At 65.4% G+C, this 13759-nt stretch carries 10 protein-coding genes and 1 pseudogene; 4 read left to right on the top strand and 7 right to left on the bottom strand.

What is annotated here, in order from left to right:
• Positions 1-94 precede the first annotated feature (94 nt).
• A pseudogene (locus ACIP98_RS40740) lies at positions 95-634 on the bottom strand (transposase); the annotation flags it as partial.
• A 468-nt stretch (positions 635-1102) separates the two neighbouring features.
• On the opposite strand from ACIP98_RS40740, the gene ACIP98_RS40735 reads away from it, so the two are divergent.
• Together ACIP98_RS40735 and ACIP98_RS40730 are read left to right on the top strand one after the other, a co-directional pair.
• Positions 1103-2359, top strand: coding sequence for an MFS transporter (locus ACIP98_RS40735; protein WP_401981696.1), 1257 nt, complete (start codon positions 1103-1105; stop codon positions 2357-2359).
• Positions 2360-2408: 49 nt separating this feature from the next.
• Positions 2409-3206, top strand: coding sequence for an SAM-dependent methyltransferase (locus ACIP98_RS40730; protein ID WP_401981693.1), 798 nt, complete (start codon positions 2409-2411; stop codon positions 3204-3206).
• A 31-nt stretch (positions 3207-3237) separates the two neighbouring features.
• Here the strand turns inward: ACIP98_RS40730 and ACIP98_RS40725 are convergent, their stop codons facing one another.
• The 3 genes from ACIP98_RS40725 to dnaE form a co-directional block, all read right to left on the bottom strand.
• Positions 3238-4458 (bottom strand): ISAs1 family transposase, encoded by a 1221-nt coding sequence (locus ACIP98_RS40725; protein WP_401981692.1) that lies wholly within the window; start codon positions 4456-4458, stop codon positions 3238-3240.
• A 184-nt stretch (positions 4459-4642) separates the two neighbouring features.
• Complete coding sequence (locus ACIP98_RS40720; protein WP_401981689.1) at positions 4643-4993, bottom strand: DUF6300 family protein; 351 nt, start codon at positions 4991-4993, stop codon at positions 4643-4645.
• Entirely contained in the window at positions 4990-8556 is a 3567-nt protein-coding gene (gene dnaE / locus ACIP98_RS40715) for a DNA polymerase III subunit alpha (RefSeq protein ID WP_401981687.1), read from the bottom strand. The genes ACIP98_RS40720 and dnaE overlap by 4 nt, the downstream gene beginning before the upstream one ends.
• Positions 8557-8921: 365 nt before the next feature.
• Here dnaE and tcmP point away from each other — a divergent pair, with 365 nt between their 5' ends.
• A complete protein-coding gene (tcmP, locus tag ACIP98_RS40710) occupies positions 8922-10037 on the top strand; it encodes a three-Cys-motif partner protein TcmP (protein WP_401981684.1) in 1116 nt (371 codons plus the stop codon).
• 57 nt (positions 10038-10094) lie between these two features.
• On the opposite strand, the gene ACIP98_RS40705 is transcribed toward tcmP, so the two are convergent.
• From ACIP98_RS40705 to dnaB, 3 genes are all read right to left on the bottom strand, one after another.
• Positions 10095-10844 (bottom strand): DUF5131 family protein, encoded by a 750-nt coding sequence (locus ACIP98_RS40705; RefSeq protein WP_401981683.1) that lies wholly within the window; start codon positions 10842-10844, stop codon positions 10095-10097.
• A gap of 192 nt (positions 10845-11036) precedes the next feature.
• Positions 11037-11585 carry a telomere-protecting terminal protein Tpg gene (tpg, locus tag ACIP98_RS40700; protein WP_401981698.1) on the bottom strand — a complete coding sequence of 183 codons (549 nt, stop codon included), beginning with the start codon at positions 11583-11585 and terminating at the stop codon, positions 11037-11039.
• Positions 11586-11715: 130 nt separating this feature from the next.
• On the bottom strand, positions 11716-12870 hold the full coding sequence (gene dnaB, locus ACIP98_RS40695) for a replicative DNA helicase (RefSeq protein WP_401981682.1): 1155 nt from the start codon (positions 12868-12870) through the stop codon (positions 11716-11718).
• Between the two features lie 252 nt (positions 12871-13122).
• Here dnaB and ACIP98_RS40690 point away from each other — a divergent pair.
• Positions 13123-13759: DEAD/DEAH box helicase family protein (locus tag ACIP98_RS40690; RefSeq protein WP_401981680.1), on the top strand; the 637-nt coding region annotated here is incomplete at its 3' end.

The following is a 13759-nucleotide window of genomic DNA, read 5'->3' as shown; positions in this document are numbered from 1 at the left end:
GTTCGGCCGAGCCGGCCTCGACCTTCTTCGCAAACGAGTCCTACTCGCACGATGAGCCCTCACCCGATCTGGACCACAAGATCGTCGACAGAACCCGGACCTTCACGTGGACACAGTCGATGAAGATCACCGGGTAGACGCGGTCCAGGGGACGGTTCTGCCATTCGGCCATGCCGTCCATAACCTTGTCGGTGATGGTCGAGATCGTCGTCTTCGACACGCTGGCGCCGTAGACCTCGGCCAGGTGGGCGGAGATGTCCCCGTGGGTCAGACCGCGAGCGGACAGGGACAGGACCATCTCGTCGACGCCGGTCAGCCGCCGCTGGCGTTTCTTGACGATCTGCGGTTCGAAGCTGCCCTCTCGGTCCCGAGGCACTGCGATCTCGACCGGGCCGACGTCGGTCAGCACGGTCTTGGCACGGACGCCGTTGCGGGAGTTCCCGCTGCCGGCGCCGGCCGGGTCGTGCTTGTCGTAGCCGAGGTGATCGGTGATCTCGCCCTCGAGGGCGGACTCCAGCACCCGCTTGGTCAGCTGCTGCAAGAGCCCGCCCTCGCCGGTCAACTGCAGCCCGCTCGCGCGGGCCCGGTCGACCAACTGCCCGATCAACTGGTCGTCCAGTACGTCCGCCGACAGCTCGACCGGCCGGACCTCTTAAACCGCCTCGGCAGAGGCAGTCACGTCGCTCATCAGGTGTTCTTCCTTGATCGGGAGTTACACCGAAGACCGTACAGACCCCCCTTCGGCGACAGGCGGCGCGAACGATGCAACTCGCGCTGATGTCAGCGGCGGCGCGGGCAGGGGTGGCCGGTGCGGGACGCACTTGCTTCAAGCGGCCCGCAGGCACCGGCCTGACCCTCAACGATCCAGCGTCACCCTGACAAGCCGAAGTCAGTAAAGAGTGCCTCAACCATTTGCCGCAACCACACATTGAGCAGGACTTTTTAGTTTAATTGGAGCTTGGACTTCCAGCTTCAACCTCGGCTTTCACGTCATCAGCCGGAGACGACGAGAGGAGGATTCATGCCTCATGCTTCTGGTCGTCGTCGGCCCACCTGAACTTCGTATTGCATCCGCGCCACCGCGTGCCCTAGTCTTCCAAAAATGTCAAACGACATCAGGATCCTTGCGAAAAACAGGGCTTTTGTCCGACTTTGGTGCAGTGGAACAATCAGCGAACTCGGGAGTGCGGTCACCATCGTGGCCCTTCCCCTGGTGGCGGTCGTCTATCTGCATTTCTCGACCCTAGAGGTGGGGCTTCTCGCGTCGGTCTCCGATCTCCCCTGGCTTTTGCTCGGCCTGCATGCCGGTGCCATTGTCGAACGTTTGCCAAAGCGCCCAGTCATGGTTATTGGAGACATCGGGAGGGCTGCTCTCCTCCTTTCTATTCCCGTTGCCGCCGCCCTCCATTTTCTTGGTGCGGTCCAGATGTTCGTAGTCTGTGGAGTCTCGGGAACTCTGACCGTGTTCTTCGAAGTCGCCTACGGAACCCGAATTCCTGCTGTCGTACCCAAGGATCAACTCAATCTGGCGAATGGTCGAACGACGGCCACAGACACCGCAGCTGGCCTGTTCGGAAGATCCATCGGTGGCTATCTAGCCGAGCTGGTGACTGCGCCGGTAGCTCTCGTCCTCGATGCTCTCAGCTTCCTACTTTCAGCGCTTCTGCTGTCGGGAGAAGATCTGACCGAAGAAGCGAGAAATCCTCGACCTCGCAAAAACCTGAGTTCCGATATCAAGGAGGGCATGAGATTCATCTTCGAAAATCCATCGCTTCGGTCGCTCACGATAGAGGCTGCGAGCTTCAATATTTTGATGGCTGCGCAGCAAGCTCTTTCCTTGATCTTCATCGTGCGTATTCTACACGTGGCTAGTCAGGAAGCAGGATTGTTCCTTGCAGTCCCGGGGATTGCTGGAGTCGTGGGTGGCATAGTGGCACCCAGGCTGTGTTCCGCATTCGGCGATGGAACGGTCCTGCGCTGGGGGTTGCTGGTCGGAGCGGGGAGCGGCGTGCTGGTTCCGTTGGCCGGTAGTGGAATTTGGTCGCTCCTCTATGCCGTCGGAGCTTTTGGCCTGGGGCTAGGAACGGTCTTGTCCAACGTGGTAACCAGTAGTTTCAAGCAGATCGCCTGTCCACCTTGGCTGCGGGCTCGCACCCGTGCTTCCACACGGGTATTCACCTGGGGAAGTCGACCGATAGGATCGATCCTCGGCGGGACGGCCGGAACGTTGATTGGCTGCAGGTCGGCTCTGTGGCTCATAGCCATCGGTTTTCTCTTGACGCCTGGCTGGCTCATGAGGAGTCCAGTATGGAAAATTAGTTCTTTGAGCAGCCTTCATGAGTTTTCGAAAGATGGCTAGGAACCGAACCGAATTCCCGCCTGATCGAATTTTAAAAGGATGATTCAGTATGGCAAAGCCACCGCCCGAGGAATTTGACGTCAGATTTCGGGGTATATGGGGAAGTCAGCTATGGCTCCGCACCTTTGAGGAGGCCTATCGGGGAGAATTTCCCCGGGAGGCCGCACCGCTGAGCGACTGCACCTGGCGCACGCTGGGGGATATGGTCGCTGAACTACGCTTGAACCCAGGATCCATCCTGGTCGACATCGGATGCGGTCAAGGTGGCCCTGGGTGCTGGATGGCGCGGGCGTTGAACTGTGAGTTGATCGGGATCGACCATAGTAAAGTCGCCGTAGAACAGGCGGCCGAAACAGCGAAGTCGTTCAATATAGCTGAGCGGTCAACTTTCCGTCTCGGTTTTCTCGACGCAACAGGTCTTCCGTCGGAGTCCGCTCACGGCGTCATCATGGTTGACTCGATGCCATTTGCGGAATCCCGCACGGCGGTGCTCGGAGAGGTCTCTCGGATCCTCGCCCCCGGAGGACGTGCCGTCATCACCGTCACGGAAGTACTCGACTGGAATCCCGAAAAACCAAAAGGCGTCGCTGACTGGACACCTCTCGTTCGTGCCGCCGGCCTAACGCTCACGAAGAAAATCGAGCAGAGTGGAGTATTCGACCGAACCGAGCGACTGTTCACGCTGTGGCGTGAGCAACGGGACGCGCTGGCTATAGAAATAGGGCCTGAAGCTGCCGAGCTCACTTACCAAGACGCCGAGATGGTGTCTCCATGGGTGAATAAGCGCCGTCATGTCATGCTCGTGTGCGAGAAGCTCGCGCGGTTCGATGTGGCCACCGATCGGTGATGGCCTGAGCCGCACCTACCGCAGGGCGGTTTCAAGTTCCGGGTAGGAGTGGGCTGTCGGTGATGCCCCAGATCCAGAGGGCGTGTTCAGGTGCGTCCCGGATCGCTCGGGTGGTCTTGGCGATGTTGTCCGCTCCGAGCAGTCGCAGTCTGCCGATGGCCAGGTTCCGCAGAGCGGCCATCGCCCGTGGCGCGCTGCCGGTGTGGACGGTGGAGGCGTCCTCGGCGAACACCACGTCTCTGATGTGGTGGCTGGAGTTTTCGATCGCCCAGTGCCCGCGGACGTATCCGCCCAGGTCAGCGGGGCTGGCCTGGTGGGTATCGAGGCTGGTGACGGCGTAGATCGTCTCGCGGGTCTGCCGCTTGCCGCACTCCTGGCGGCGCCGGTGGATGCGCAAGGCCAGCCGTGCTTCAGGGAAGGCGATCCCGCCCAGGTTCTCAGCGATGGCCATGGTCTTGACCGAGCGGGACTCCCGCCGCCCGTGCCCGGCCCCCGAGACGGTGTGCGCCACGGGAACCTGTTGCCATGGAAGGCCTTTGACCTGGGCCGATGCGACCGGCTGGTTCCCCTTGATCACTGCGATGTAGCGGGCATTCTTCTCCTGCACCAGCCAGCGCACCTGGTCCTTGGCACTGTGCAGGGCGTCGAAGGTGACCACGGTGCCGGTCAGATCGAGTGGTTCCGGCAGGGGGCGGAAGGCGGCCGTTTCGTTGGTCTTGGCTCCTACCTCCCGCTGGGCCAGGGTGATGGTGGGGGCGTGGGTGACGGCGGACAGCAGGTGCCGGTGGCGCTGCTGACGGTGCGCGGAGCCGGTCAGCGCCTTGCCGTCCACCGCGATCGCCGGCCGCGGCGCCGAGCCGCCTGCGACGTCGGTGTGGTCGCGTTCGGCCAGGTAGGCGCCGATCGCGGCGTCCAGGGCATCGCCGTCGATGGCGGCCAGGAGCCGGGTGAGGGTGGCATGGGACGGGGCGCGTCGACGTCCGGGCAGGTGGCGGCGGATGCCGAACTGTTCCAGCACCGTGGTGGTGGCGCGCTGTCCCCATTCGGTGATCTCGGTGATGGTCCGGGCGCCGGAAACGACCGCGCAGGCGCAGATCAGCAGCAGGCCGACCAGGGGATACCACCGGCCGCGACGCGAACGCGGGTCGGGCACGCGCCGGAGGTGGGCGCGCAGGCGGCCAGCGTCGTGCTCGTGGAGGGTGCCCAGTTTCGCCAGGACGGCAGGCATCAGGAAGGATGGAGCGGCAGGCACGGGACCTGGATGTGATCAGCTGGCGTAGACACCCTGATGATCACCGGTCTCGTGCCTGTGCTGTTGCCGCGTCAACTCCCGTCGGCCACGGACGATCTGCGCGATCCCGGAACTTGCAACCGCCCTGGTTCGGAGGAGAAGCGCTGACAAGCGTGTCCAACGGCTGGCGGAGGACGACGTGCAGCTAGAGGTCGCCTTGGCGCCAGAGCTCTTCCTCCTGGGCGATGGCCTCGATGCTGGCTGTCTGCAGACGCTTGGACGCGGCCCAGGCGTGGGCCAGTTCGGCGAACGTCGGCGCGTTATGTAAGTCGAGCTGTCCGTCCACGAGAAACAGCGCCATGAGCTCGTCAGCTGCCGGTTCCCCCCGGTCGCATCCGGGGCACAGTACGGCTTCCCGTAAGCCCCGGACCTCTTTGCCGCGGGCGTTCATCCAGGCGTGCGGGAAGCACGCCTGGAGCAGCGTCTCGCCGGCGCAGCGCGGGCATGGTGGTGTGTCGGCGAGACGTAGCGAGATCTCCGCGTCGGAAGAGGTCACGCGACGCCTAGCCAGGCGTCGGGGCCGAAGGTGCCCTTGATGTCGGAGGCGATGGAGTCGGCGTTCACCTGTGTCGGCACGGCGTAAACGGTGGTCCCATCTGGCCTGTTGACGCGCAGGTGCACTGGGGAGTCTCCGGGGTGTGCGGAGAAGATGCGCTTGAGCTCGAACATGGCCGGGACGCTGACCTTGTAGTGCGGCAGCTGAAGCTGGACGGGGGGCCTACCGCCGTGTTCGGCTGAGGAGACGTCCAGGGTTTGCAGTTCTCTGCCGAAGATGTTGATGGTGCCGTCGCGGTCTTCGACCTTGCCCTTCACCGTGACAACGCTGTCTTCGATCAGGGCGTGCTGAACCAGCTGGTAGACGGCGGGGAAGAAGAGGACCTCGAGGGTTCCGTCCCGGTCGGCCAGGTTGATGATGGCCCATTGGTTGCCCTGCTTGGTCATCTTGCGGGTGACGCCGGTGATCAGGCCGGACAGCTTCACGTCGCCTTGGGTGCGACCTGAGCCGATGAGCTCGGCAATGGAGGTGTCCCGGTTGGCGCTGAGGATGTGTTCGGCCCCATCCAGGGGGTGGGCTGAGACGTAGAGGCCGAGCATCTCGCGTTCGGTGGCGAGGAGCTGCTTGCGGGGCCACTCGTCTTCGCCGATGGGGAAGTCCAGGCCGAAAGCCGGCGTGTCGTCGTCGGCTCCCACGAGGTTGGCGAAGAGGTCGTCCTGGCCGAAGGCGGCGGCCTTTTTGACGGGGATGATGGCGTCGATGGCGTCTTCGTGTGCTCCGGTCAGGCCCTTGCGGGTGTGGCCGAGGGAGTCGAAGGCGCCTGCCTTGATCAGGGATTCCACGGCCCGCTTGTTGAGCGCGGCAATGTCGGCCTTGTCGAGGAAGTCGGGGAAGGAGGCGAATTTGCCCTTGGTTTTCCGGGCGGAGATGAGTGCCTCGATCACGCCGTCGCCGACGTTGCGCACGGATTTGAGGCCGAAGCGGACGTCTTCGCCGACGGCGGTGAACTCTGCCACGGACTCGTTCACGTCAGGGGGGAGGACGCGCACGCTGTTCTTCCTCGCGTCGGCGAGGTAGACGGCTGCCTTGTCCTTGTCGTCTCCGACGGAGGTGAGCAGAGCGGCCATGTACTCGGCCGGGTAGTTGGCCTTGAGGTAGGCGGTCCAGTACGAGACTAGGCCGTAGCCGGCGGTGTGGGACTTGTTGAAGGCGTAGCCGGAGAAGGGCAGCATGACGTCCCACAGCGCCTTGATGGCCGGCTCGGAGTAGCCGTTGCCCTTCATGCCTCCGTGGAATTTCTCCCACTCGGCTGCCAGGACCTCGGGCTTCTTCTTGCCCATGGCGCGGCGCAGCAGGTCGGCGCCGCCCAGGGTGTAGCTGGCGAGCTGGCGGGCGATGGCCATGATCTGCTCTTGGTAGACCAGCAGGTGGAAGGTCGTGCCGAGGATCGGCTCGAGGGCTTCTTTCAGCTCGGGGTGGATGGGCTCGATGGCCTGTCGGCCGGTTTTGCGGTGGGCGTAGTTGGTGTGGGCGTTGGCGGCCATGGGGCCGGGCCGGTAGAGGGCGAGGGCTGCGGCGATGTCTTCGAACCGGGTGGGTTCCATGAGTTTGAGCAGGGTGCGCATGCCGCCGCCGTCGAGCTGGAAGACGCCGAAGGTGTCACCGCGGGCGAGCAGCTGGTAGGTCTTCTCGTCGTCCAGGGGCATGTTCTCCGTGGACAGGTCCACGCCGCGGTTTTCCCGGACGTTTTGGATGGCCTGGTCGATGACGCCGAGGTTCCTCAGGCCGAGGAAGTCCATCTTGATCAGGCCCATGGATTCGCACGAGGGGTAGTCGAATCCGGTGATCTTCACGCCGTCGGCGGCGCGCATGTGCAGCGGGATGCGGTCGGTGAGGCGGGTCTTGGACAAGATGACCGCGGCCGCGTGGACGCCGGTGCCGCGGGTGAGGCCCTCGACGCCCTTGGCGGTGTCGATGACCTTCTTGACGTCGGGTTCGTTCTCGTACATCTGGCGGACTTCGCCGGCCTCGCCGTAGCGGGGGTGTTCCGGGTCGAAGATGCCGGAGATGGGGATGCTCTTGCCCATGACGTCCGGTGGCAGGGCCTTGGTGATCCGCTCGCCGTGGGCGTAGGGGTAGCCCAGGATGCGGGAGCTGTCCTTGATCGCGTTCTTGGCCTTGATCTTGCCGAACGTGTTCACCATGGCCGTGTACTCGTCACCGTACTTGTCGGTGACGTAGCGGACCATCTGGTCGCGCTGGCGGTCGTCGAAGTCGAGGTCGACATCCGGCGGGTTGATGCGCTCGGGGTTCAGGAAGCGTTCGAACAGCAGCCCGTGTTCCAGGGGGCACAGCTCGGTGATGCGGGTGGCGTAGGCGACGATCGAGCCGGTCGCCGATCCACGGCCCGGGCCGACAGGGATCTTGTTGTCGCGGGCGTACTTGCAGATGTCGGCGACCACGAGGAAGTACGAGGAGAAGCCCATGGGGCCGATGACAGACATCTCCGTCTCGAACCGCTCCATGACGTGGTCCGGGATCGGGTCGCCGTAACGCATCGCCAGGCCCTTGACGACCTCCCTGCGCAGCCAGGACTCCTGGCTCTCCCCGTCCGGGACGTCCGGGAACTGCGGCATCTCGTCGACGTAGTCGAAGACCTCGTCGTAGGAGCCGATCCGCTCGGCGATCAGAAGCGTGTTGTCGCAAGCCGAGGGCAGCTCGGCAAACAGCTCGCGCATCTGCTCGGCTGTCTTGAGGTAATAGCCAGAGCCCTGGAACTTGAACCGGTTCGGGTCGTCCTTGTTCTTGCCGACGCCGATGCACAGCAGGTTGTCGTGGGAGTCGGCCTGGTCCTCCAGGACGTAGTGCGCGTCATTCGTCGCCAGGAGCGGGATGTTCAGCTCCTTGGCCAGGCGCAGCAGCCCGTCGCGGACCTCCTTCTCGATGGACAGCCCGTGGTCCATGAGCTCCAGGAAGTAGTTCTCTTTCCCGAAGATGTCCTGGTAGGAGGCGGCGACCTGGCGGGCTTCCTCGTACTGGTTCAGCCGCAGCCTGGTCTGGATCGCGCCCGACGGGCAGCCGGTCGTGGCGATGATGCCGGAAGCGTGCTGGGAGATCAGCTCCATGTCCATGCGCGGCTTGCCGGAGGGGAACTGGCCCGTGTAGGAGGCCTCGGTCGACAGATAGAACAGGTTTCGCAGGCCCTCGACGTTCTCCGCCCACATCGTCATGTGGGTGAAGCGGCCACCGCCGCTGACGTCCTTGGAGCCCTCACCGTCATCGGACATCGCCCGCCGGCCGCCCGGCCCCCAGAACTCCTGCTTGCGGTTGTGCCGGGACGACGGCGCCACGTAGGCCTCGATGCCGACGATCGGCTTCACGCCGTCGAAGCCCTTGGACACCTGGTGGAACTCGTACGCCCCGAACATGTTGCCGTGATCCGACATCGCGATGGCCGGCATGCCCTGACGGGCCACCTCAGCGAACATCGGCTTGAGCTTCTGCGCACCATCGAGCATCGAGTACTCGGTGTGATTGTGCAGGTGAACAAAGCTGTCAGCCACGGCGACGGCACCTCCGAGCAGGTTCAGCGGGAAGACGCCCACCCTATCTCTGGATCATCGTCCAAAGGGCTGCCGGGGCCGAGCTGTTGCGAGCATCGGCAAGGGGATCCGCAATCTGGTAGGCGGCCGAGCACCCGTGCACGGCTCAGGCCCGGAGAAGTCGTCCCAGACAGTCCACAGAAGAGGGACGCCTTAGAACATTCTTCTCAATTCTGCAGAGACTTCACCTGGGAACGCTTCGCGCTCTTGTCGAGTCTTTTCGGGTGGTTCAGCATCAGTGCGGGAGTTGTTGATGGATCACATCCTGGGGGATCGTGTCAACGGGAACAAGTGGGGACTACTGGCAGGGCAAGGCCCTGCCGAGTGTGTTCAAGCACGAGCTGCTGCGCCATTACATTCCTCCGTTCGGCGGAATGACCGGCTCACAGTCTCAGAACCGCCGCGTGGTCTACCTGGATGGCTACGCGGGCGAGGGCCGCTACGAGAACGGCGAGCCGGGGTCGGCGGAGATCGCGCTGCAAGTGGCCGCGCATCACCGGTCGAGGAACCTGGACCTCTCCTGCTTCTTTGTCGAGCAAGCACCCAAGTCGTTCCAGCGGCTGGAGTCGGTGGTCAACAGCTATCAGGCACAGGGCGTCAGCGCCAAAGCGCACCGTGGCGAGGTCGACGACGTCTTGGATGATGTGGTGCGCCAGGCCCAGGGGCTGCCCCTGTTCCTGTTTCTGGACCCGTGTGGGCTATGTCTGCCCATGGAACGGCTGGTGGAGGTGCTGGCGCAACGCCGACCGAAGGGGTGGCCAGCCACGGAGCTGCTGATGAACTTCAGCATGATGGCGGTGTGGCGGCTGGGCGGCCATGTGAAGTCGCCGAAGGGCAACGAGAAGAGCTTGGAGCGGTTCGACGCGGTATGTGGCGGGCGTTGGTGGCGTGAGTACTTCTCCGATCCCACCGTAGACAAGGATCATGCGACCGAGGCTGTGGCGGCAGAGTACGCCCGCCGTCTGGCTAAGCAGACGGGCATGTTCGTGCAGTCGGTCCCGGTCACCAAGGCCCCGCACCGCAAGCCGGTGTATCACCTGGTCTTCGCCACGCGGAGCCCGTACGGGCTGTGGGTGTTCGGTGATGCCCTGGCCCGGGCCCGGGACGCGTGGTGGAAGACACTGGAGTTGCAGGACGGCGAGGACAACCCGGACACCTTGTTCTCCAGCGTTGAGGTGCTGCGCCCGAACCCTGCCGAGCTGGAGAAGGCCGCGGTGCCGGTAATGGCCGCGAATCTCGACGCGGTCCTGCAGCAGGCCCGGCGTCCAGTGAAGCTAGTCGACTACACGCTGGAGCTCTTCGGCACCTACTACGGTCAGGTCACCGACCCGGCCGCTCGTAAGGCCGTCAAGCACCTGCACAAGGAGGGCCGGACCCCCACCACCGGGGTGGGCGAGAAGAAAATCCGCGAGTTGGTCGTGCACCCGGCAGCACCAGCCTGACCGGAGCCCTCCAGGCGCGGCCGGGGTGGCCGCGCCTGGAGGCCGACTGCCGGAGCGTCATCGTGCCAGGATGCGCTGGGGCATCTCGTCCCAGGTGCGGCCTTCCAGCTTCCGGCCGCCGGCCTTCGGAGTGCGGCCGCCCCACTGCTTGAAGAAGAACGCCACCTGGGCTTTCTGGCAGGCGTCGCGGATCCCGGTCACCCAGGCTTCGTCCAGCGGGCGGTGGCGCGGTCCGGACTCGCCGCCGGCGATGACCCAGTCGATGCCCTCCAGGTCCAGTCCCTCCAGCGGGCCCAGCAGTGGCTCGCAGGACAGGAACCGCACCGCGGCCGGCACCAGTCGCAGGTCGTCCACGCGGGCCAGTTCCGCCTCGGACTCCACCGACACGCCCATCCAGACGTTGTCCGGCCAGTCCAGCTTCGGCGCGACCTGCCGCAGGCGCCGCGCCCGCTTGGTCAGCACCTGGTAGGTGTGCTGCGGAGTATCCGCCATGACCTGGAAGACCTGCCGGACGAAGTCCAGCGGCACCCGGGCGTGGAAGAGGTCCGACATGGAGTTCACGAACACCGTCCGCGGGCTCTTCCAGCCGTACGGGATGTCCAGGGCGTCGGAGTGGATGGTCACGTCGAAGCCCGGGCCGGACGTCCGCGGGTCGCCGTCGTTCTGGTACTTCGCCGCCCCCATCGCCTTCAGCCGCTTCGCCAACGCCAGCGCGTAGCAGTTGTCGCAGCCGGCCGACACGCGGTCGCATCCCGTCGTGGGATTCCACGTCGCCTCGGTCCACTCGATCGTGCTGCGGTCACTCACCGGGCACCCCTCCATATGCCGCGGCCGCCCGTCATCACGTCCGCGGTCTGCTGACTGACCAACGACACGCGCCACCGCCGGACACCTACATCCAACCACCGGTCCCATCGTGTCGCGCCCGAACTCAATTAATAGAACATATGTACTGCCTCTCGTTAATGGCAACCACCATCGCCCGCGCCTGCCCGGCAGTTACAGCTCGATGTCGATGTAGTCGATGTCGGTGAACTCGACCTGCAGGCCCGCCGCGCGTCGGCCGCGGTCGCGGAAGTAGATCTCCTGCAGGCCCTCGGCTGCGATCGCACGCAGCTGCTGTTCGTTCGCGCCGGCGTCCTGTGCGTCGAAGAGGCGGGCCGCGTAGGCCGGCGGGAGGGCCTGGGTGATCAGGCGCAGGCGGGCGTCGTCGGTGGATCCGGGGGCGGCGGTGAAGCCGAAGCGGGCCCGGGTGTCGATGACGACGCCGCCGGTGGTCGCCGCGGCCTGCTTCGCTTTCGCCCGGACCTGCGGCTGCCACTGCTGCTTCACCTCGCGTTCCAGCCGGGCGGCGAGGTCGGCACGGGGCCGCTTGAGCTGGCCCTTGACGTACCGCTCCACTGTCCGCTGCGAGACCCCGAGCAACTCGGCTGCCGCACGGGTGCCCTTGAGCTGCTTGACCAGGTAACGCACCTGCGCCTGCGCGGACTTCGGGATCGGGCGAGTGAACGCGCCCTGCAACGCCTTGTCGAGGCTGTCCTCGAACATTCCCACTGTCGGGGCTCCTTCCGGGTAGTCGTGGTGATCGTCTGCGTAGGCCGCTGGCGGCCGATCTTGAGCCAGGACGACCGATCGGCGATCGACTGCCAGCGGGCCGCCTGGGGCTTCCTGGGCGGGGTTAGTAGCCGGTGGCCATGTCCACGAACCGGCTGTAGTGGCCCTGGAAGGCCGTGGTGATGATGGCGGTGGGGCCGTTGCGGTGCTTGGCCACGATCAGGTCGGCTTCGCCGGCGCGGGGCGAGGTCTTGTCGTAGGCGTCCTCGCGGTGCAGCAGGATCACGATGTCGGCGTCCTGCTCGATGGAACCCGACTCCCTCAGGTCGGAGATGGCCGGGGTCCTGTCGGCGCGCTGCTCGGGTCCGCGGTTGAGCTGGGACAGCGCCACGATCGGGATCTGAAGTTCCTTGGCCAGCAGTTTCAGATTCCGGGAGATCTCGGAGACCTCCTGCTGCCGGCTGTCCGGGCGGCGGGCCGCGCCGGACTGCACCAGCTGCAGGTAGTCGACCACGGCGAGCTTCAGGTCGCCCTTCTCGCGCAGCTTGCGGGCCTTGGCGGTGATGGTCAGCAGGTTCAGGCCCGCAGAGTCGTCAATCCACAGTGGGGCGTCGACCAGGTCGGCGGAGCACAGGTTGACCTTCTGGCGCAGCTCGTCAGGCAGGGTGGCGTTGCGGATGTGGTGCAGCGGCACCTTGGCCTGCGCGGCCAGCAGGCGCTGGGTGATTTCCAGGCGGCCCATCTCCAGGCTGAAGAACACCGACGGCTGCCGGTTGTCCAGGGAGCAGGCGCGGATGAAGTCCATGGCCAGGGTGGACTTGCCCATAGCGGGGCGGCCGGCCACGACGACGAGCTGCCCGGGCTGGAGCCCGTTGGTGAGGGAGTCCAGGTCCATAAAGCCGGTGGAGACCCCGCTGAGCGCGCCGCCGCTGGCCGCGCGACGGTCGTAGTCGTCGTGGAACAGATCGAGCGCCGGGCCGAGCAGGTCCATGCCGTCGTCGTCGCCGCCGTCGTAGACGGCCTGGAGGGCCTGCTGCTGGAAAGCGATGATCTCGCTGGCGGTGCCCTCGCCGCGCATCGCCTGGTTGGTCGCGGTCAGGTTCGTGGTGATCAGGTCCCGCAGCGCGGCGCGCTCGCGGACGATGTGCGCGTAGTGCTCGGCGTTGGCGACCGAGGGGGTGGCCTGCACCAGGTCGTGCAGATACGGCTGGCCGCCCGCCCGGGTGAGCTCGCCGTTCTTGGTGAGCTCGGCTGCCACCGTGATCGGATCGGGCCGCATCGCCGCGCAGGTAAAGGGTGACGATAGTGGCGACGACCGTGACGTGCGCGGACCGGTAGAAGTGCGCACCGGACAGCGGCACGTCCAGGACGTCGGCGATCGCTTCCTTCGACAGCACCGCGCCCAACACCCTCTGACTCCAGTCCAGGAGACCGACCAGCCATCGCACCCGCACAACAGACCCGGGCCGGCGATTAACCTAGGCCCCCACGGGGACTCCACACGTCCCGGGATCGGGGAGCTGGACAACCCATGGTGACGGTAGTGGAAACCGGGTCCGAAAACGCGACGATGGATCCGCTGCCGCATCAGGTCGAGGCGTCCGACGCGACCATGCGCGCCCTCGAACTGGCCCCGGGACAGGAAATGCCCGCGCAAGGTCTGCGAGCGCAGGTCATCGCGGCAACCGGCTCGGGAAAGACGTTCATCGGTGTTCTGACTGCTCGGAAGCTGCGGGCGGGCCGTGTCCTGGTGCTGGTGCCCACGCTGGATCTGCTGGTGCAGATGGCGGCCGCGTGGCGGGCTGGCGGCCGCACCGGGGCGTTCTACGGGATCTGTTCGCTGCGGGCTGATGAGGCGCCGTTTGCGTGTACGACGGACGTGGACGAGCTGGTGGCGTGGACGCGGGGGCTGGAGACGGTGACGGTGTTCGCCACGTACGCGTCGGTGGGCATGGGCACGCTCCAGCGGGCGCATGCGGCGGGACTTTTGCCCTGGTCGTTGGTGGTGGTTGACGAGGCGCACCGTACGAGTGGTCGTGGTTCGAAGCCGTGGGCTGCGGTGCACGACAACGTGCGGATTCCTGCTGATCGGCGGTTGTACATGACGGCGACGCCGCGGGTGTGGGAGGCGCCCGAGGACGGCGGTGCGGGGCCGGTGCTGGTGGCGT

Source organism: Streptomyces sp. NPDC088354 (genome assembly GCF_044753585.1).
In the GTDB taxonomy this organism is placed as follows: domain Bacteria; phylum Actinomycetota; class Actinomycetes; order Streptomycetales; family Streptomycetaceae; genus Actinacidiphila.
Note: the sequence above shows the minus strand (reverse complement) of the source record. Positions and strands in the feature narration are given on the sequence as shown.

Bases quoted from the DNA above. Each gene is read 5' to 3' on its own strand.
- ACIP98_RS40735 (WP_401981696.1), top strand. From the start codon at position 1,103: ATGTCAAACGACATCAGGATCCTTGCGAAAAACAGGGCTTTTGTCCGA.
- ACIP98_RS40730 (WP_401981693.1), top strand. From the start codon at position 2,409: ATGGCAAAGCCACCGCCCGAGGAATTTGACGTCAGATTTCGGGGTATA.
- tpg (WP_401981698.1), bottom strand. From the start codon at position 11,585: ATGTTCGAGGACAGCCTCGACAAGGCGTTGCAGGGCGCGTTCACTCGC.
- dnaB (WP_401981682.1), bottom strand. From the start codon at position 12,870: ATGCGGCCCGATCCGATCACGGTGGCAGCCGAGCTCACCAAGAACGGC.